Raw genomic sequence first — 21,629 nt, forward strand, 5'->3', positions numbered from 1 at the left:
AAAAGTCATTTTACCATCACTTTGACAATTATGACGGCTAAGTACATGAAAAATAAAAATTACTGAGTATCAATTTGTGTAACGTCAAAAAATTCAGGATAACCATAAAAAAGCCGGCAATAGCCGGCTTATACAGTAAATATAAAATAAGTATTTAGATTGGCGAACCTGGAGGAAGCGGTTTCACTTCAAAGTTACCTTTCCAGTCACCTGTTGCCATAAACCAGTCTAACTGTTTAGCCATTACTTTATTTTGGCCATAACGAGAGTTCTTTTTCAACCAACTATGTAAGTCCATCAAGCCAGCTAATAAAGCCCCTTGAGCTTCTGGTGCGATATCTTCAGCTTGCATAGCTTGAATGACACTATTGAGCACTACATAATCTACCCGTTGTTTAACATCAGCAGCAAATTTACTCGGCTTTTGTTGTAAAGTAGCCGCGAATAATTTTTCTAATAAAACAGGGATTGTTAGTTGATCACGACTATTAATAGGACGCGCAGCGAGACGGTTTAATCTCTCAGCTGTTAGCATTAAGCTCAAGGTATAACCCGCTCCTGATTCTGCGGCACTGATAGGATCAAAACTCAAACCATTACGACCATTGAAGCTTTCACGGGTATTAGACTCGCCAAGGCTTTTAGGTGTAATCAAAGAACTAATGTTCTCAGGTATATGTAAAAACTTCGGCGAAAGCGTTTCGATCATGGCATCTAACGCGGCCATCTGCTTGCTTTGTTCAACAAACGACACCCCCTTGGGCTGACTATAATCGCCTTTACTTTCGTAAGCGTAGTTTAAACCACCAATAAGTTTAGCCACTGCATCCAATTGATAACGATGCAAGTAATAAACAGGTACTAAGGTTTCTTGCAATGAAGCTAAAGTTGTACCTTCTGGAATAGAATTAATCCCAAATTGTGATAATGCAACTTTACGCACCTCGATCAGATTGTGCAGCTCTTCTACCGGATCTTTACCGTTATCCCATAAGTGACCAATTGGGCTAATGGCGTGACTAGGTCTGGCATCACGATCGCTGATATAGAGCAAACCTGAAGTGAGCGCGGTTTGAATCGTATTTTGTAAATAATCGGCTTCATCAGCATTATCTGGCAAATCTTGATAACCGTAAGCGATCACATGGTCATCCCATTTTCCCATACCTACTGCGTACGCATCGGAAATATCAACTTTGCCATCTTTTACCGTCACAGTAGGATGAGGATAATCCATTACCGACTCGCGACCATAGGCACTGGCTGCGAAGTTATGAGCAATACCTAGCGTATGGCCAACTTCATGGGCAGATAATTGTCTGATTCTGGCTAACGCCATTTCTTTTTGCGCTTCAATGCTGCTATCGCTTTGTTTAAACGGACTGGTTAAACCTAAGGCGATAAGATAATCCTGACGGACGCGCAAAGAACCAAGGGTAACCTGCCCCTTTATAATCTCACCCGTACGTGGATCACGCACTGACATTCCGTAAGACCATCCGCGTGTTGCTCTGTGCACCCAGTTAATGACGTTGTATCTTACGTCCATTGGATCCGCGTCTTCAGGTAACATTTTCACTTGAAACGCGTTTTTATAACCTATTTTAGTAAAGGCTTGATCCCACCACATAGCACCTTCATACAAGGCACTTCTGACCGGCTCTGGCACACCTGGATCTAAATAATAGATAATAGGCTCAACTGCTTCACTTACTGCTGCTTTTGGATCTTTCTTAAACAAACGGTGGCGAGTTATTAAACTTTGTTCCATCGATGCTTCGATAGGAACTGAATAATCCTGATAGGTCATCTTGTTAAAACCGGAATTAGGGCTGAATGCCCGCGGTTTATAATTATCATCAGGTAATCTGATCAAAGAATGATGTAAATGCACAGTAACACTATCTGGAGAAGGGGTTACTTGCTGCAAGTATTTGCCTGGATTGGTGCCACCAAAAGTGACTAATGATTCCATTTCGGTATTATCAACAAAGGATTTTGTGCGCGGCATATACACTGCACTGCGCTTCGAGTCGACTTTGAAGCTGCCCTGCTTAGCACGAGTTAGGCGCTGGGAAATACCATGGATATCAGACAAAAGGAAATCAGTATAATCGACTAAAACGGCGCCATCTTGCTGTGCAACAACCGTAAAACCAGCAATGACAGAGTCAGCAAAAGCCTCATCGATACTAGCAGCCTCGGCAGCATTATCGGTTGTAGAACGAAACATGGTATTTAACTGTTTTAGCAAAACTTTATCGCCAAAGCGCTCAAAAACCACTAAACGAGTTTTACCAAGCTGGAGTCTGTCTAGGCCGATATCATTCGAGCCTATGCCTTGTGGCAAACTACTTTGGAACAATACTTGTTGCCCAAAGTTTTCAATTTGTAAATACAACTTCCCACTATCTTGTTCATAATAGACGGTGTAAAACCCCTCCTTTGATTGCATTCCACTGGTAAAGTCATTTATCGACTTACTCTGGGAAAACGCAACTGATGAAAATAACATCAAGCAAATAACTACGTATTTTTTCACACCTGTCTCCTAAATTTTTAGTTTATTACCTGATAGAAATAAGCCCAATCCATGCTTAAAACATGAGGATATTCATACTATCTTAAGGTTAATATTATAATTATGATTAGTCTGTTTCAGGCTATGCCGATTATCACAAAACAAGTACACTATGCACTCGCTAATTCTACATAAGGACTATTATGCTTTCCTCTACTCAACTTAACACCATGCTTAACCTTCAAGCCAAAATGAATCAAAAGGTTAATGCTCAGTGGTTAACTGCCGGATATCAATACCTTAGAGCTGCAATGATAGAGGCGGTCGAGGGGATTGAACATCATGGTTGGAAATGGTGGAAAGCGCAACAAAAAGACCTACCCCAGTTGCAAATGGAATTAGTGGACATTTGGCACTTTGCTCTTTCCGCAATCATTATCGACTTTGATGGCAACATAGAGTCCTCTGCCGAAACCATTGCAAGTGAATTGAATAGTGGTGTCCAGTCAGTTACGTTCGACGGCAAAGAATATGCGTTTAATGACCAAGATATTTTAGAAAATTTGGAACTAATGGCGGGTTTATGTGCAGCAAAACGATTTTCTGTGCCTCTATTCATCAAAATTGTCGAACAAGCGGAAATGGATTCGGATGAACTTTACCGTCAGTACGTTGGTAAAAACGTGCTTAACTTCTTTCGACAAGATAATGGGTATAAAGACGGTAGTTATTTGAAAGTTTGGCTAGGTCGTGAAGACAATGAACACTTAGTGGAAGTGTTAAACGAACTCGATATTACCCTTCACAATTACAGTGATTGTGTATATCAAGGACTGCAAAAACGTTACCCAAACTAAAACGCATTTAGTGATAAGTTACAGTGTTGCGAGTTGACGAGTAAAGCAGAAGTACAAAGATATGAAAAACAAAGTTACTCAAGCATCGGTGGTTGAAGATGAATCGGTGCTGGTGAATAAACCGAATGGCACTGGATTTTCACGGATATTCAAGGCTACTCAGTGTTCTTTTCGTGGATTTAGCGCAGCATGGCAACATGAGTCAGCATTTCGCCAAGAACTAATTTTGGTAATGGTCATGCTGCCCTTTGCTTTTGTTTTATCCTCTTCAACAGTCCATCTAATGGCGCTTATTGGTACATTACTATTTGTGTTGTTTGCAGAAATTATTAACTCAGCCATTGAAGCGCTCGCGGATGCCGTTACGCTAGAAAATAACATTTTGATTGGACGTGCTAAAGATATGGGATCCTCCGCAGTTTTTATCGCATTGACCATATTAACCTTAGTATGGCTGGAAGCCATTTGGCGTTTTTTTAGCTAATTGAAAAGCGCTTTATAGTTTTGCCACTGGCCAATTGATTTGTGGTGAATAGGTTTACGTACTTGTGCCGCACTTAAAGTATTGATAGTTCCTTTGCCATCAATGGCAGTCACACAAGACGCCTGCCATTCAAGTCCCATATGGTTGAGTACGTTTTTAATGACTTGTTTTGGCTCAGCGGCTAAATTTTCGTAAGTAATGGTGAGGATTCTGTTGGGTATCAACGCCTCCCAGAACTGCATTTGTTGCTGATAGAAACTGACATATTTATCAAACTCCTCAATATCACAAAAATATGGTTCGTTTTCGTAGAAATAGTTTTTATAAATCGATAGCGAAACATCTTTAATCTGCCGAGTAATATGAATCACTTTTGCGTTCGGGAAAAGTTGATAAATTAGACCGATATTTTGAAAATTTGCCGGTAACTTATTAATGATAAAAGCTTCATTTAAACCAATTTTTATCAATTTTAAATAATGTTCTGATACCTTTGAGGTATCAAACTCGCTTAGCTTGCTAGCTAATTCAGGATAACTCAACTGCGTCATTTTCTCTAAAAAAGGCACACTATATTGACTTAGATATGCCTGTTCACCGCAGCTATTTATGTCACTGTGCTGACATAGCATTTGCTCCAACAATGTAGAGCCTGTGCGGGGCAATCCTAGGATAAAAACCGGGGTAACCGCATATGTATTGTCATTTGATTTCTTTTGCGCAAATGCAACCTGTTGATAGCTGTCAGAAAGTGTCGAAAAAAATGCTGACATCTGCTCCGTTCTATAAGGACACAATGTTAACTGATATGCATTGGCCATTTGCAGGTGTTCTATGGCTTTGGGGTAATTTTTCAGTTTGTCATATGCCTGACCTAGTGCGTAATCAAGTAGCATTCGTTGCTGTGATGCAGGTGTGGAACTGGCGTAGCTAGACGTCAATAATGCCCATTCATCTGGATTTAAGGGTGTCACTTGTGTGCGAATTAAATCGAGCCATCCATAGGCTGAAAATTCTGGATCTGCAGAACGAATTTGTGACCAAAGCAGTGGCAGCGCTTGCGTATTTTGTGCAGTGGCAATGTAGTGTTGTATCAATGCTGCGAGCACAGCTTTGTTTTGCGAACAATTTTCATAAGCGTAACGTAATACAGTCTGAGCATCCTCAGTGGCATGTACAATACCGAAAGCATCTGCTAGCTCTAACAGTGGCTCAGGTTGTTTATCTAATAAATGACAGGCTTTTTGCAGTAAATTGATAGCCTGATCATATTGGAACGCCGCTTTAGCGACTTTGCCTAAGCCGAGATACCCTGCCCCGTTATTTGGATCATTTTTCAGTGACTGAACAAATATCTTCTGCGCATTGAGCAAATCACCTTTGGCTAAATAGTCATTTCCTATTCGAATTTGATTATTCAATATTTCTCTCGCATTTCTATCGCACTTCTCAAAAAAAAAGCCTTGTCTACTGACAAGGCTTTCATACTTCCGCTTAGATTAGAAGTTGTAGGTTGCTTTTAAGTAATAAAAACCACCATTGAATCCCATAGGAGAAGTTTCGTAATAAACGCCACCCCATGTGTTATTCGCAATGCCTTGGTCAGCAGGAATATTGATTTTTTCAGCATCCTGATCAAACAAGTTTTGCGCACCAGCAGATAGAGTAATTGCATCATTCACGAAATAACTCGCTTCAAAATCAACCGTAACGGCTGAATCAGCAGTAATTGCCGTTGCATCATAATCTACATGCACACCTTGATATTCACCATAGTAATTCAAACGTGTAAACATGCTGAAGCTATCCCAACTTTGTGACCATGTCAGCGTAGCTCTGTGGTTAGGTAGATCTTCTTCAATACGCTTAACTTTGAATTCACCGGTAATATCAGAATATCTATCAACTTCGGTTTCATTCCAATTATACGCCAAGGCGAAAGTAGAACTTCCATCAAACAGGCTGGTAGTGTAATTGGCTACAACATCAATCCCTTGAGTGGTTGTATCAAAGTCGTTGGTAAAGAAGCTAACCTGTGCCAAACCATCGACGTTTTGTACACCTGCATCTTTAAGAATTTCTTTATCTTCATCAGTAAGATTGATTTTATCAGATTGACTAATACGGTCTTCAACTTGAATGTTGTAATAATCAACTGTAACGAACACGCTACCCACTTGATAAATCATACCAAAGGTATAGCTTTGTGACTCTTCAGGCTCTAGCTCAGTACCACCTAGTTGCACAGATATTGGATTAGTAGGCGGCAGCAACGCTGAATCAACTAAAACACCGCTGTCTAAGTTAGTTTGCACGTTACTTACGTTTGCTTGACCAACAGTAGGAGCACGGAAACCTGTGCTCACAGAACCACGGAATGAGAGATCATCTGTGGCATGAAACTGTGCTGAAATCTTGTAATTGGTCGTTGAACCAAAGGTATCATAATCTTCGTAACGTAAAGCGTAACCCATTAAGAAAGCTTCTGTGAAGGGCACTTCTGCATCAACATACAAGGCGGCACTGCGACGAGTTGAGACCCCTTGATCGGAAGGTTTAAATCCAGGGAAACCATTAGAACCTACGCTGAACCCTTGCGAGAAAAGATCGCCAGCAACAAAAGAAGCTTCATCACCTGCAATCACTTCAAAAGATTCTTCACGCCATTCAAGACCACCGGCAAGGTTAATGTCGTCATATAAATCGGCGTCAATCAATTTAACCAAATCGAAGTTAAATGTTTTTTCTAGTTGAATGTATTTACCCGGTGAGAAATCACGAGGAGTATCAGGACCAAGGGAAGCATTCACCGTATTGTAAATGAAAAACTGCGATTCATTTCGACCAACAGCACCACTGATATCGTATAAAATCCCTTCAGCAAAACCTTCTTTAAACTCACCTTTAGTACCAATTGTTAAAGAGGTATCAGTTATATTGCCACCAAAGTTTGGTGTAAAACCTTCGGGGATCATTTGATTGAAGGAGAAACAATTGGCAGCTGTTAATGAATCTAGTGCCGTTTGATCAGGAAGACCATTATCACCGATTTCAACTACCGGACAATTCAATTGTTGCTCTAAACCATCTAGAGAACCTACTAGAACCGTTGCTGGTGCAGCATCCCAAGCAGCTTGACCAGTCGGATCATCATCACCTGGACGGTAAGAAGGTGTGCCATCGACATTACGTACTATACCACCGTATACACCTGGACGCGTTGTAGGGTTACGGTAGTAGAAGCCCCCTCTAACATCCCGTTCGGAATAGTTACCAAACATGTAAAATTCTTTATCATTACCTAAATCTAAACCGACGTTACCAAAGATAGTAATGTCGTCGTTTATTTCAGGCGAACCCCATATTTGTGCAGGATCTTCAACGGTCAAACCAGCATCAGCAAACGCTGCGGCATCTGGGCGTTGTACACTGCGACTGGTTGCATCTGCATTTTTGTACTGAAAGCTTAAGTTTGCAAAACCATCATCAGTAAATGGCATACCTACGTTACCAGAAATTTCTGTTGTAGTGCCATCACCTTCATAATATTCACCGTGGCGAACAACCAATGAACCACCTTCTGAATCATCTTTGAGCACAAAGTTCATTACACCGGCAATTGCATCAGAACCATATTGTGCCGCAGCACCATCTCTTAACACTTCGACCTGTTTCAAAGCAATACTTGGGATAACTGAAATATCAGGGCCTTGTGCACCATCGTTAATGCCACCGCCTAAAAACGCAATAACGGATGAACGATGGCGGCGTTTCCCGTTTAACAGAACTAAGGTACTGTCTGCTGATAACCCTCGTAAATTTGCAGGACGAACCAAAGTAGCGGCATCACTAATTGGGTTAGTGTGAACGTTAAGTGAAGGTACAGTACCTTTGAGTATTTCTAGCATGTCGGTATTACCGGCTTTTGTTAGCTCATCAGAACCAATAATATCAATTGGTACTGGAGAATCACCAACAGAACGTGGTGCCGCGCGGCTACCAACCACCGCTATTTTTTCAACGTTTGCATTTTTGTCTGTGGACTCTTGAGCCATCAGCGGTGTGGTCATTGTCAAAGACAATGCAGCTGTTGCTGACAATCCCATTTTGATCCCCATAGAGAGTTTAGAAAAGTTATTCTTCATGTGTTGTTCCCATAATTAAGTGTTTGGTTTTTCCGTCCATTGTTCGACGTAATCATGCGATTCAGTTAAGTCCTTATTGGCGCACCGATACTGAAATCGTCATGTTGGATAAGCTATTTTTTGATGTATAAGAATTTTTATAGCCTAATCACAGTTTTATTTATAGTTGGATATGCCTAATTTATCAACCTGTTTTGCTAAAAAAACGTTACAAAATAGTAAGTTACTTATTACAAACCAACACTTAATCGGGTCAATTTATATCCCCAAACATCAATAACAATCGTTTGCATAGATTTAACCAGTTGTTTTATATTGCTTTTTCACATTTGAAATCTTAATTTTCAAGATAAATTTGAAATTTATAATCGAAATTTTGTTTTGTAAAAATCGAAAAAAAATTACCGAAAAAGTTAAAACGAAAAATTCAGCTCGCCGAAAATTGATTAAAATATCAGCAAGTGCCAGATTGATAAGCCAGAAATAAAAAAAGCCCCGCAAAAAGCGGGGCATAAAATGTCCAGATTTTCTGGAAAATTGGGGAGAAGCGTTTCACAAGTCACAATCGGGAAAGTAACCCAGTTCTGGATGGAATCTATTGAATTCCAACTAGAGAGTGTTACTGATTGTGTAACCCAACAAAACAATTCAGTGATAGTTTACTCTTTACTGTGTAATTCGTCATACCATCTACCTTATAATTAGTGTCAAATATCGCATAACTAACTGAATTTAGTCTGCAAATGAAAAATATCATCGATTGTAATAACGCAAAAATAACAGTTATGGGTAGAATCCTGAGGTTAGATGAAGGAATCGCGTTTAGTTATCCAGGTGTAAGCATTTCATTCAATGTGCAGGCTAAAAATGTCGAATTAGTCGCTAAATGTGCCGTTGGTAAAGGCAGAATAGATGTGATCATCAATAACACGCTTAGCAAACAGCTTGTTATTGCGAAAACACCTAGAACGTTCCGCATATTTTCGGCAAAACATAAACAAAATGTCAAAATTGAATTGCTTAATCGGGGGGAGTCTTGGCACGGGGTTATTAATTTAATCTCATTACTCATACAAGATGGTGAACTTATTGAACCGCCCCAACTTCCTGATAGAAAGTTGATATTCATAGGTGATTCTATTGTGACAGGCGCATTAATGGAGCGACATCCTAATGCGAAAAAAGGACCTCAATTGGCCAATGCTTATCAATCTTTTGGTATGCAATTAGGACGTTTACTCAAAGCTCAAGTGCATCTTATTGGGTTTGGTGGCCGAGGACTAATCCAAGGTTCAAACATGCTAGCGAGTGAAGCCCAATTACCAGAGATTTTTCCACTGACAATACCCGTGCCTCCCTATACCCAAAAGTGGCCAGTTGATGCCTACATACCAGACGGCATTTTCATTTGTTTGGGGACAAATGATTTTTATACCAATACGCCTGACCTGAGTATTTTTAAACGAACTTATGCCCTTGGTGTAAAACACTTATTGAATTTATATCCTGATGTTCAAATCATGATTTCAGAAGGACCCATGTTATGCGACACCTCTGAAAATGAAGTCAAAAAACGAATCTTAATCCAATCTTTAAAAGATCTTGTGGATGAGCTAAAGGAGCCACAACTGGATTATTTAGCCTGTATTAATTGTAAAGGAGACAATTTTGATCCTCACCCAACCCTAGCCCAACACACTCAGTTAGCGAGGCATTTTATGCCGTTAATACAGCAATCATTAAGATGGCCGGAAAATTAATATACGCCTGCAAAAAAGGCTGCAATATGCAGCCTTTTGTCGCGATATTACCAATTATACATCGTAAGTAGTGGAAGCAGTATCACCGCCTCTACCAGTCCAATTTGTATGGAAAAATTCTCCGCGAGGTTTATCTTTACGCTCATAAGTGTGCGCACCGAAATAGTCGCGTTGGGCCTGCAACAGATTAGCAGGTAAGTTTTCCGTACGATATCCGTCAAAATAGCTCAGTGCAGACGACAAACAAGGCACTGCCACACCTTGCATTGCTGAAGTTGCAACCACTTCACGCCAGCCTTGTTGAGCCTTGGCAACCACTTGATTGAAATAATCATCTAGCAATAAATTATCCAAATTAGGGTTATTATCGTAAGCGGCTTTAATGTTATCCAAAAATACTGAACGAATAATACATCCTTCACGCCACATCATCGCAATACTGCCATAATCGAGATTCCATTTATATTCTTTGGCTGCCTCTTGCAGTACCGCAAAACCTTGTGCATAAGAGACTATTTTTGAAGCAAGCAATGCTTGGCGTAAGCTTTCAAGGAAAGCCACCTTATCGCCGGTAAATTCTGCTTTTGGTCCAGATATGGTCTTAGCAGCCTGTACTCGTTGATCTTTTATTGCAGAGAGACAACGAGCAAAAACAGCTTCACCTATTAGGGTTAGAGGAACACCTAAGTGCAAGGCCGTAATACCGGTCCATTTACCCGTTCCCTTTTGCCCTGCGGTATCCAAAATACTATTAACCAGCGCTTCACCATTTTCTTTGTAACCTAAAATATCAGCGGTGATTTCTGTCAGGTAACTTGATAATTCAGTTTCATTCCACTGTTTAAAGACAGCTTGCATTTCGTCGGTACTCATTCCCAACAAATCTTGCATTAAAATGAAGCCCTCGCAAATGATTTGCATATCACCATATTCAATGCCGTTATGTACCATTTTTACAAAGTGACCCGCTCCACCTTCACCAACCCAATCACAACATGGAATTGATAGCTCGCCATTTTCGTCTTTAACTTTCGCTGAAATAGCTTGAAAAATAGGTTTCACATGAGGCCATGCTTCAGGATTTCCACCGGGCATAATTGAAGGACCAAGCAACGCGCCTTCTTCTCCACCTGACACGCCCGTCCCTACATACAACAAACCTTTGTCCGTTAACATAGCGGTACGACGATTAGAATCTTCAAACTGGCTGTTTCCACCATCAATGATAATGTCACCTTTATCCAAATGTGGAATGAGCTGTTGTATAAAATCATCTACTGGCTGACCAGATTTAACCATTAGCATAATCTTGCGAGGCGAACTCAATGATGCAACTAGTGACTCAATAGAGTCGGCACCACGAATCGTTTTATCTTTCGCTCGGGTCGCGAGAAAATTTTCCACTTTGCTATACGAGCGGTTATAAGCCGTGACCGTAAACCCTTTACTGGCCATATTTAAAATTAGGTTTTCGCCCATTACGGCTAAGCCTACTACGGCTATGTCAGAAAGTGTTTTCATATGATTCCTCGTTGAATTTGGTGGTCAATCCACAGCGGATGATAAGTGGCATTGACGTTACATGATGACAAAAAGTGCGCGTAATTTACAGGAATATGGGGAATATTTATAGCTCGATACTTAATCAGATAGTAAAAATAAACGGATTTACTCTTTTTTCTTATAACTAGACTTTATAAGACGCAAATTTTATCCTGTTAAATAAATCAAACCCTATGGATTATTATGAAGTTTCGAATCTCTTTTATCTGTTCTTTAATGCTAATTTCATTGGCGATAAACGCGGCCCAGACTCAGCCACAAATCGAATCTAAAATCGTTGACACATTAAATCAACAACTTCCACAAGCGCAAGCCCTGTTAATTGAGTCGGTTAACATCAATAGCGGCACCATGAACTTTAGCGGTGTTAAAAAAGTTGGAATGTTATTTAAAAATGAATTAGAACAACTCGGATTTGAAACCCAGTGGCAAGACGGTGCTGAATTTGGACGAGCTGGACATTTGATTGCACGCTATGGAACAAAAGGTCCGAAAATTCTAATGATCGGTCACCTAGATACGGTATTTGCTAAGACAGATGCATTTCAAACCTACCAAGCTTTAGCTGACAATAAAGCTTCAGGCCCTGGTGTCACAGATATGAAAGGCGGAGACGTTATTATTATTGAAGTGATGCGCGCCCTTAAACACCTAGGACTGCTTGATGATGTAAGTATTCAGATTGTCATGACTGGCGATGAAGAACGCAGCGGTAAACCCTTATCCGCCTCAAAAGCGGCAATTATCAACGCTGCCAAATGGGCAGATATCGCTCTTGGGTTCGAAGATGGTGATGGCAATATAGAAACCGCAGTGGTTGCCCGTAGAGGTTCGGTTGATTGGCAACTAGATGTAACCGGACGGCCAGCCCATTCCTCGCAAATATTTAGCCAAAAGGTGGGCTTTGGCGCTATTTTTGAAGGTGCTCGTATCCTAGATACATTTCGTCAGGAGTTAGCCAACCTTGGTGATTTAACCTTCAATCCAGGGGTTATCTTAGGCGGTACCGAAGTAAACTTCGAAGATGAAACTGCCAGTGGCACAACATTTGGTAAAAATAACGTAGTAGCTCAGCATCTAATAGTAAAAGGTGGAATAAGAGCATTGACTCAAGATGAGTTGAATACCGCAAAAACCACTATGCATAAGATTGTAAAACAAAACTTACTGCATACCAGCGCCACGCTAGTGATTGGTGAAGGCTATCCACCTATGGCTCCAACTCAGCAGAATTATCAATTGTTGCAATGGTATAGTGATATCAGTGAATCCCTCGGTTACGGTAAAGTGGCAGCCGTCAACCCGCGTAACGCAGGGGCCGCTGATATTTCATTCGCCGCAGAGCACGTAGACATGGCCCTTGATGGTTTAGGTTTAATGGGAACCGGCGGTCATACAAAAGGCGAGATTGCTGATATGACGAGCTTCGCGAAGAATATGCACAAGGCGGCGTTGTTGATTTATCGGATTAGCCAACAATATCCTACAGATTAACTATATAACAAAAAAGCCTGAATACCGTGAGTTCAGGCTTTTTTTCACATAAATGTTTTTTTAAGCCCAAGTAACGTTATAAACGTCTTTTAGATAGCGCACAAAATTCTCATCATCACACAAGTTTTTGCCTGCGGTGTCAGATATTTTTGCGACAGGTTTACCATTTACTTTAACCAGCTTCATCACCATATTTAGAGGTTCAACCCCGTCCACATCATTTGATAAAAAGGTCCCTATACCAAAAGATGTGCGAATGCGTCCGCGAAAATGCAGAAATAGCTCGACCATTTTTTCAAAGTTCAGGGCATCACTGAAAATTACCGTTTTTGTTTTCGGATCGAGTTTCAGATCTGAATACATTTTTATCGCTTTTTCACCGAATTCAAAAGGACAGCCTGAGTCTTGTCGCAATCCCTCGAACAACTTTGCAAAATACAAATCAAAATCTCGGACAAATGCGTCCATACCAATAATATCAGTTAGGGCGTAACCTAGTTGTCCGCGAAACTCTTTCACCCAGCATTCTAACGTATGCTTTTGGGAGTGTGCTAATTGCACGCCTACCTGTTGCGATAGCATAAATATTTCATGTGCCATAGTACCTATGGGATTAACCCCTAACTCTTTAGCAATGTGCATGTTAGAAGTGCCAATAAAAAATTCAGGCAATTGCTTGTTTAGCATATCAACTACGGTTAATTGAGTTTCATAGCTAAATCTACGGCGAGTCCCAAAATCAGCTAAGGTTAAGCCGCTGAGGTCATGTTTCTGGTGTTGCTCTTTTAACCAATCAATTTTTTTAAATAAAGGTTTTCGCACATCTTGATATGACTTATTCGGATAATTACGGCGGTTATACACTTCAGCGACCGTCGATAAAACTGGCATTTCAAAATTATGAATATGCATTAGTGGGCCACGGGCACTTATCGACAATTGCTCATTTTCTTCGGTAATGTACAAAAATCGACTCTGAAAGGACCACATTCGCGCCCATTCTATGAAATCTTTGGTATACCAAGGTGTCTTTTCCAACCAGCGAATTTGATCATCTGTAAATTTAAGGCCGTCCAGTTTTTGCAACTCTTGCTGGATTTCAGCTTTGTAAGGTCTCAAGTCCACATCACTGCGCATAAAAAAACGATATTCGGCTTCTTCAATATAGGGATATTGATGCATAAAGCACTGCCACATATTCATTTTATAATAGTCATTATCTAAGGTGGAAAAATTGAGGTTTTTCCGAAATAAAGAATTGCGCTTAACTGACGCTTTCGAAAACTTCACTAACCAGCACTCCGATTAGCTAACCATTTTTTTAGCTCATGACTATTTTGCAAAATAGTGATCCCTTGGCTTTGCATTAACTCTATTTTCTCAGTGACCCCTTGCGGAGTAATACCACGACACGCAGCTAAATTGAGGACAACATCAAAACGCTGGGAAGCTTGCAATTGTAAGGCCGTGGTGGCGACACAATAATCTGTCGCTAAGCCACCAACAATCACAGTATCGACATTATTAAACACTAAATATTCAATGATCCCCGTTGATAATTTTTCCGCGAGGTCATGATAACAAGCGCCATACGGATGTAAGTCTGGTGCCACACCTTTCCAAACAAAAAAATCGTATTCAGTGGCCGTTGGTAAGCCATCCAAAAGCTCAAATCCTTTGGTTCCAGGACGACAATGCATTTTGAAAGTGCAATCAGTATTGGCGTGATCAAGCGGTTTAAATTGCTCTTCATCTTTGTCGACTCGGAACAAAGCCTGTTCACAATGTGCATCACTGGAGCCAATTATTAAATCTGCTAATGCATTTTGAGCAAGGAGTTCAGGAACAATTTGATCGCCCTCATTGACTGGCAGTTCATCTGGGCAAAGAGGTGTAAAACCTTTTTGTGGATCCACATTAATTGACGCTATTTTAGATTTCATTAACACCTTTTTCCTGAAATTTAATACCGCATTTACGCTGTATACATTTACACAACATTTTGAGTTTTATGATTATAATTTTTAATGGTTTTTACTACACTTTTCGCCAAAGTTATGGCTCAATAGTAAGGCGTTAACCCTTACTCTAATTCGTCATAACAATTGTTTTTACTGGAACCCTACATATGAACATAGCGATTTTTGGTGCGGCATTTAACCCTCCCACTTTAGGGCATCAAGACGCAGTAGAATACATCGCTTCACAACAACCGACATTCGACAGCATATTATTAATTCCCTCATATGCTCATGCTTTCTCAAAAAAAATGCTCTCTTATGAACACAGAGTGGCAATGTTACACCTATTCGCACAACAACTTAATGAACCTAAGATTGAAGTATTCCCGGTTGAAGATCAACTAAGTGATGGTACCAACCCAATTTACACCTTTGATTTATTAACCTACTTGCAAGCAGAATACTTTCCTGATGCAAAACTCACATTCGTCATGGGACCTGATAATCAAATAAATTGGCACAAGTTTTATAAATCCCAAGAAGTTTCAGATAAGTGGGAAATATTGGTAGTACCTGAACGTGTAGCTATACGCTCAACTGCGGTGCGTAACAATCTCATAAACCACCAAGACATTGATAAGCAAGTCCCCAAAGAGGTCGCTCAATATATCAATGAACACGGGTTGTATTTAACCGAACAAGTTTAATAGTGCTTTGTTTATTGCTTAATCACCCCGCGAGTGCGCTGCAGAAATACTTTTTCAAGAACCTTGAGTTTATCTTCTCGCACCTGTGATGTGGCGGAAATCTTATCGGAGATTTTTAACCATTGTGAGTTTTTATCCGTTAAATTAGGCCATGCAGGCAGATCATCTCCGTTCGGGTTGTGAGATTTTATAAAGTTGTACCAGTATTGACGCATTTTGTTTAATACAGGCACATTGTCTGGCCTAAATAAGAAGTATGTCTCCGCAGCGTGATTCGCACCATTGGGGTATTGCTGCGCATCACTCACATAATCAAAAAAATATCTATAACCAGCTTGCCCTATTCGATTCATGCTTTGTGAGGTGATTTTCGCGGCTATCACATACCTCAAATCACCAAACAAATGCTGATAAGGCAGCGCTTGAATAGAAGGCGTTGTTAATTCATAAACTTTTTCCGCCTGTGCCTTTTGATTCCCCATCAATGACAATAAGTGCTCTGCTGGGACGCCAGAATAAGGATACACGCTACCATCAAAACTATTCCCACCACTGATATAGGGAACATCATGTTGTTTGCCTTGCATAAACATTATCGCAGGCTCTTCTGGCAATGTTTTTCCATCGACAATGGGGACATGAAAGCCATCAATTGCAGAAACTAATTTATCAGCCGGCAGTGCATAGAGTGACGCTGAATTTATACTATCTTGCGCTGCATTTAACGCGCGCATTGCAATTTTATCGGAAATTGTTTGTGCATCAGGACTGCCAGCTAGTTCAATAACAGATGACACTCTAGGAAGTGGCCAAGCGCCGTATCCACTTTGCGCTATAGCCCCTTGGAATAATCCGCGACTTTCCTGATTGACCATAAGCATTTGAATCGCCATGCCGCCAGCGGAGCCGCCCGCAATAGTAACTCGATTGGGATCGCCACCAAATGCACCAATATTGGTTTTAACCCACTTCAGCGCAGCGACCATATCCATCACGCTGAAGTTATTTCCATCAGGCAAGTCCAAGGCACTTGGAGCAAATATTCCCAGCGCCCCTAACCTATAATTAAAGGTGACCAATATAATCCCATTATCGGTCCAGTTTTTATGACTATCAGGCTTAATATTCCCCGAACCAGCAACATAACCTCCGCCGTGAATCCAGACCAGAACAGGTAAAGATGTTTCACTCAAATTGGTTGGGGTTTCTGGGGTGAAAATATTCAGGGTTAGACAGTTTTCGCTTTGGATTAAATTGCCATTTCGTTGCGGACAAGCTGGCCCAAATTGATCAGCAACAAGGGGGCCCGCAAAACTTTCAGGCGCTACAGGAGGTCGCCAACGCAGCGCATCAACCGGCGCCTTTGCATAAGGAATGCCTTTGAATTGGATACTCTGATCTTGCTTAATCCCGGTAACAAAACCCTGTGGTATTTGTTTTACCAAAGTATCCTGAGCGTACCCATTAAAGGTGCATACGAGCAACATTAATATGCTTACTGCCTTTAAATAAGCTATTTTAAAGCGTTCCAAATTATTCAATTTAACATCCTAATTTAAACCATTAAATTTTCTGTTGGGCAACCCAGTCTTTCGTCAACTCTTCTAGCAAATCGAGGGGTAAACTGCCGTTTTTAAGAATTTGATCATGAAATTTACGCACATCGAATTGTTCGCCCAATTCGGTCTGAGCATATTGCCGTAACTGCATAATTTTTAGCTCACCAATTTTGTAAGATAACGCCTGTCCTGGCCAACTAATATAGCGGTCAATTTGGCCAATCACTTCGTTCATACTCAGCGCTGTATTTTTTGCCAAATAATCGATAGCTTGCTGGCGAGTCCAGCCTTTGGCATGGATACCGGTATCGACCACTAAGCGACATGCGCGCCACGCTTCGAAGGTTAGTCGACCAAAGTCACTGATTGGGTCTTGATAAAAGCCCATTTCCTTACCCAAGCGCTCAGAATACAGTCCCCAACCTTCACCATATGCGGAGTGATAAAGTTTTTTTCTAAAATTGGCCATATCAATTTCTTGTGCAATGGAGCTTTGGAAATGATGACCGGGTTCTGCTTCGTGGAATGTCAGCGCCTCTAAAGTGTAAAGAGGTTGGCTTTTTAAATCTTTGGTATCTAGAAAGTATGTACCAGATGTAGTGCCACTGCCATCAGAGGAAACATAATAGGCTCCGCCGTTGGGACTGGATTTAATGTCGAATGTAGTGCGCGGTAACACACTAAACCACTTCGGTAATTGGCCCGCCATCTTACGTGTGATGTAGCTGGCTTTTTCTACCATGTCCAGTGCTGTATCAGTGTAGAATTTCTCGTCTGTTCGCAAGTAATGTATAAATTCACTGAAACTGCCTTCAAAGCCTACTTTTGCAATGATGCTTTGCATTTCAGATCTGATCCGGGCCACTTCTTCTAAGCCAATTTGATGGATTTCTTCAGCGCTTAAATCTGTTGTGGTGTAGTACTCGATTAGATATTTATAGTATTGAGCACCGTTATCAACGCTGCTAATACCCGCAGTTTTGCGACAATTAGGCATGTATTGTTGAGTGAAAAAATCATAGAACTTTTGGTACTCGGGGATGACAGTTTGCATGATCAGGCGTTTAGCTTGTTGCTGGTATTTGTGTTTTTCTTGAGCAGAAATACGCGCAGGAAGAGTCGCAAATGGAGCCCAAAAAACACTGTCTTCAACATTGTTTACAATATGTTTGCTGATAGATTTATCATAGTTTTTAAAGGTTTCGCAGTAATGCACATAACCTTTGTTGACGGCCTCAGACAAATCACTTAAAAACGTTTGATTATAACGAGGAAAGTCGGCCAAACTAAGCAAATAATTATCATAGTCTTCAGCGCTTAAAAATGACATATTTGCTGGTGCGCCAGCGAAATAGCTGTGATACCCAGCATAATAATTTAATGGAAAATAGCGATCTAGTTGCTGATAGGTTTTGGCTTCGGCTTGTCTTTCATAAGAAAATAACTTGTAAGTTACCTGATTATTTTCTGACAATTGCGATACATCAATTCTGGCTAAACGTTGAATCAAGGTTTGATTAAACTTTTCTCTTCTTTGCCGTCCTTTTTCAGACATATCGGGTAATTTGCCATTCGTTCTAAACGCATCAGGATCGTTTCTAAAAAACACTTTTTCCTGATTTTCATGTTGCCAATGATCATCCAGTAATTGTTGAAAAAGCTCGGTGTTATCTGTTTTGGCAGCGTGAGCGAACACAGAGACACAAGTCATTGTGATTAAGAAAAAAATGCCTTGATAAGAAATTGGTACTGACATGCTAACTCCTATTATTCAGCAAACAGTGAAAAGGTCTTTTAAAACGCTAACGGTAGCATTCAGTTTGTTCACGATTTTAATTATTTTAAATCAAATACAGAGCAAGTCTGGCACTTAGCACTTCTATTTAGATTAAGTGTTTGCCATTGCATAGACATAGCGTCAAATAACATCAGTTTATTGCTTAATGTTTGTCCGAAATCGACTAATATCTTGAGTGTTTCTAATGCCTGCATGGCACCAATAACGCCCACCAGAGGAGACAATACCCCTGCCTCGCTGCAACTTAATTGCTGCTCTCCAAAATGTCTGCTCAAACATCCGTAACAGGCACTTTGTTTGGCCGGTTGCATACTAAATATTTGCCCTTCCATGCGAATAGCCGCACCTGAAACTAGCGGTTTATTTGCTTTTAAACAGGCCAAATTCAATTGATTTCGAGTCGCTAAATTATCACAGCAATCCACTACAATATGATGATTTTTTATTATCTTATCTAATGCTGAAGTATCTAAACGGCGTTCAATTACAGTAATATTTGTACTGCTATTTAACATCGCTAATTTGCGTTTTGCAGATGTGCACTTGTTCTCGCCAATATTGGATTCATTATGCAGTATCTGTCTTTGCAAATTAGATTCATTGACAATGTCATCATCAACTAAGGTAATCCCTGCCACACCACTTGCCACTATATATTGAGCTGCGGCACAACCTAAACCTCCCACTCCTATTAACAGCACTTTTTTGGATAATAGTAACTCTTGTTTTTCCAAGTCAAATCCGGACAACATGATATGCCGGCTATAGCGCATTGCTTGTGAGTGAGTTAATTGAGCGGGTTCTTTTGTATCACTCATCTGCCTTGAATTCCCTGTTGAATCGACTGACGATAAGCGCTCAAAGCGGGAATACTTGCAATCACAAAGGTAGCCGCACAGACAATCCCAATAATGACTAGAGAACGGGTGCCTAAAATAGTATTTTCAATAAATAGACCGTACTCGGCGCTTAGCCAGGACGCGCCATATTGAAAACCACCCCAAACAACCACTAATGCAATCAAACTTGCACATAAACTCAGTAATAATGCTTCAATTTGGATCAGCAAAAACACCACCCACGAATGGGCACCTATCGCCCGCAACACAGCCATTTCTTGACGTCGTTCGCGCACAGTGGTGAGCAACATAGTGGCAAGTCCAAGTAACGATGAAAACAAAATAAGCACCGAAATAAACAACAAGAGACTTTCGACACTACCGACTAATTGCCATAACTCAGCAAAGGCCACGCCGGGAATGATCGCTAACATAGGTTCTTGTTTATAGGTATTGATTGAACGTTGCAATTGAAAAATTTGCATCTTCGAATTGAGGCCAATGAACATTGCTGTCACGCTATCTACAGCTATATTAACTGGTTGTCCTGATTCGATTTTATGCTGTATTTCATCTATTTTTGCTTCACTCATATGCGCAACTTCTAGGCCACTCATGCTGACGTGGATAGTTCTATCAACCGGCGTACCTGTTGGTGCGAGTATACCCGTGATAGTAAATGGCGAGTGTACATGCTTGCTGAAACTCACGTCAGCTAAGCCATGGGACATCGCGATTTCATCGCCTAATTTATAATTGAGTTTACGAGCAACTTCTGAACCAATGACAGCATCAAATGTTGACTCAAATGATGTTCCGCTATTGATGACTAAAGGCTGTTTATTGCCGTACTGAAAATGCTTAAAATATTGATTATTAGTGCCCAACACCCTATACCCTCGATGGGAGTCACCTAAAGCCACTGGAATAATCCACTTCACACTAGATAGTTTCGATAAAGATTGATAACTATCCCAGGAAACACTATTGGTTGGGCTGCCAATACGAAACACCGAATATAACAATAAATTTGACTGTCCCGTTGGTGCACCGACAATTAAATCAACACCAGAGATAGTGCGACCAAAACTGGCTTTCGCCTGCACTCTTAAATGTTCCACGCTGAGCAATAAAGACACGCTAACAATAATCGATAGCATAGTCAGTAATACTGCTGGTAAGCGATGTTTTAGGCTACGTGCAGCAATACTAATTATCATTCAACCACCTCTTGAGCATGGTTAATCTCTGCTAGTTTTAAATGCTGATCGAAGTAGTTTGCTAAACTAAGATCATGGCTTACAAACAGCAAAGTAAACCGATACTGCTTAGCACATGCTAATAATAATTTGATGAAACCATCTCGCGCTGACGTATCTAGGGCGGAGGTGGGTTCGTCGACAACTAACAGTTCAGGCTGGTTGATCAAAGCTCGAGCAATGGCCACCCGTTGTTGTTGCCCAACACTAAGTTGATTGGCGGGTTTTTGCAGTAATTCAGTGGCTAAATTCAACTGACTACAAAGATTTATAATACTTGAAGTTGGAGCAAACTTTCGGCCCTTGCCAAAATAAGCGGCGACCTCAATATTTTGCTTCACCGTTAAATACGGAATGAGGTTAAATTGTTGAAATACCACCCCAATATGCAACGCGCGGAAACGGTCCCGCTTTCTTTCCGATAATTCAGAAAAAGTTTGCCCTAAGATCGATATTTTGCCACTAGTTGGGACCAAGGTGCCACAGATCAGATTCAATAACGTACTCTTCCCCGAGCCGGACTCCCCAGAGATAAACACCGAACGTCCTTGGCCCACATGCCACTTTTTTATATCAATTGCATTCTTTGGCGAGTCGATTTTAAATCTAGTCGTTTGATTGGGATAACCAAAAGAGACGTTTTCGAATTCGATGGCTGTCGGAGTATTTGTCATAACACCTT

The 21,629-nt window shown here is 40.7% G+C and carries 16 protein-coding genes; 5 read left to right on the forward strand and 11 right to left on the reverse strand.

Annotated features, from left to right (window positions below; all coding sequences use genetic code 11):
• Positions 1-154: 154 nt before the first annotated feature.
• Positions 155-2,515, reverse strand: coding sequence for a zinc-dependent metalloprotease (locus Q4567_RS05810; RefSeq protein ID WP_216049545.1), 2,361 nt, complete (start codon positions 2,513-2,515; stop codon positions 155-157).
• 209 nt (positions 2,516-2,724) lie between these two features.
• Here Q4567_RS05810 and Q4567_RS05815 point away from each other — a divergent pair, with 209 nt between their 5' ends.
• Entirely contained in the window at positions 2,725-3,378 is a 654-nt protein-coding gene (locus Q4567_RS05815) for a dUTP diphosphatase (protein ID WP_216049512.1), read from the forward strand.
• Between the two features lie 61 nt (positions 3,379-3,439).
• A complete protein-coding gene (locus tag Q4567_RS05820) occupies positions 3,440-3,862 on the forward strand; it encodes a diacylglycerol kinase (protein ID WP_216049511.1) in 423 nt (140 codons plus the stop codon).
• On the opposite strand, the gene Q4567_RS05825 is transcribed toward Q4567_RS05820, so the two are convergent.
• Complete coding sequence (locus Q4567_RS05825) at positions 3,859-5,283, reverse strand: sulfotransferase (RefSeq protein WP_216049510.1); 1,425 nt, start codon at positions 5,281-5,283, stop codon at positions 3,859-3,861. The two genes, Q4567_RS05820 and Q4567_RS05825, sit on opposite strands and share 4 nt — an antisense overlap.
• 78 nt (positions 5,284-5,361) lie before the next feature.
• Positions 5,362-8,007, reverse strand: coding sequence for a TonB-dependent siderophore receptor (locus Q4567_RS05830; RefSeq protein WP_303499692.1), 2,646 nt, complete (start codon positions 8,005-8,007; stop codon positions 5,362-5,364).
• Positions 8,008-8,750: 743 nt separating this feature from the next.
• Between Q4567_RS05830 and Q4567_RS05835 the strand changes: the two genes are divergently transcribed.
• Positions 8,751-9,767 carry a GDSL-type esterase/lipase family protein gene (locus Q4567_RS05835; protein WP_303499694.1) on the forward strand — a complete coding sequence of 339 codons (1,017 nt, stop codon included), beginning with the start codon at positions 8,751-8,753 and terminating at the stop codon, positions 9,765-9,767.
• Positions 9,768-9,821: 54 nt separating this feature from the next.
• On the opposite strand, the gene gnd is transcribed toward Q4567_RS05835, so the two are convergent.
• Entirely contained in the window at positions 9,822-11,288 is a 1,467-nt protein-coding gene (gene gnd, locus Q4567_RS05840) for a decarboxylating NADP(+)-dependent phosphogluconate dehydrogenase (RefSeq protein ID WP_303499695.1), read from the reverse strand.
• Positions 11,289-11,513: 225 nt separating this feature from the next.
• On the opposite strand from gnd, the gene Q4567_RS05845 reads away from it, so the two are divergent.
• A complete protein-coding gene (locus Q4567_RS05845; protein ID WP_303499697.1) occupies positions 11,514-12,824 on the forward strand; it encodes a M20/M25/M40 family metallo-hydrolase in 1,311 nt (436 codons plus the stop codon).
• Between the two features lie 60 nt (positions 12,825-12,884).
• On the opposite strand, the gene pncB is transcribed toward Q4567_RS05845, so the two are convergent.
• Positions 12,885-14,114, reverse strand: coding sequence for a nicotinate phosphoribosyltransferase (gene pncB / locus Q4567_RS05850; protein ID WP_216049505.1), 1,230 nt, complete (start codon positions 14,112-14,114; stop codon positions 12,885-12,887).
• Positions 14,114-14,767 (reverse strand): isochorismatase family protein, encoded by a 654-nt coding sequence (locus tag Q4567_RS05855; protein ID WP_216049504.1) that lies wholly within the window; start codon positions 14,765-14,767, stop codon positions 14,114-14,116. Before Q4567_RS05855 ends, pncB begins: the two co-directional genes overlap by 1 nt.
• Positions 14,768-14,952: 185 nt before the next feature.
• Here Q4567_RS05855 and Q4567_RS05860 point away from each other — a divergent pair, with 185 nt between their 5' ends.
• Complete coding sequence (locus tag Q4567_RS05860; RefSeq protein ID WP_303499698.1) at positions 14,953-15,492, forward strand: nicotinate-nicotinamide nucleotide adenylyltransferase; 540 nt, start codon at positions 14,953-14,955, stop codon at positions 15,490-15,492.
• Positions 15,493-15,503: 11 nt separating this feature from the next.
• Here Q4567_RS05860 and Q4567_RS05865 read toward each other — a convergent pair whose 3' ends face one another.
• The 5 genes from Q4567_RS05865 to Q4567_RS05885 form a co-directional block, all read right to left on the reverse strand.
• Positions 15,504-17,033, reverse strand: coding sequence for a carboxylesterase/lipase family protein (locus Q4567_RS05865; RefSeq protein ID WP_303499699.1), 1,530 nt, complete (start codon positions 17,031-17,033; stop codon positions 15,504-15,506).
• A 22-nt stretch (positions 17,034-17,055) separates the two neighbouring features.
• Entirely contained in the window at positions 17,056-18,807 is a 1,752-nt protein-coding gene (locus tag Q4567_RS05870) for a DUF885 family protein (protein ID WP_303499700.1), read from the reverse strand.
• Positions 18,808-18,887: 80 nt separating this feature from the next.
• A complete protein-coding gene (gene moeB / locus Q4567_RS05875; protein WP_303499702.1) occupies positions 18,888-19,667 on the reverse strand; it encodes a molybdopterin-synthase adenylyltransferase MoeB in 780 nt (259 codons plus the stop codon).
• The gene (locus tag Q4567_RS05880) at positions 19,664-20,908 is read right to left on the reverse strand and encodes an ABC transporter permease (RefSeq protein WP_303499704.1); all 1,245 of its coding nucleotides are present in this window, start codon (positions 20,906-20,908) and stop codon (positions 19,664-19,666) included. Before Q4567_RS05880 ends, moeB begins: the two co-directional genes overlap by 4 nt.
• On the reverse strand, positions 20,905-21,621 hold the full coding sequence (locus Q4567_RS05885) for an ABC transporter ATP-binding protein (protein ID WP_303499705.1): 717 nt from the start codon (positions 21,619-21,621) through the stop codon (positions 20,905-20,907). Before Q4567_RS05885 ends, Q4567_RS05880 begins: the two co-directional genes overlap by 4 nt.
• Positions 21,622-21,629: the final 8 nt, after the last annotated feature.

It is taken from the genome of Aliiglaciecola sp. 2_MG-2023, assembly GCF_030548145.1.
Lineage (GTDB): Bacteria > Pseudomonadota > Gammaproteobacteria > Enterobacterales > Alteromonadaceae > Aliiglaciecola > Aliiglaciecola lipolytica_A.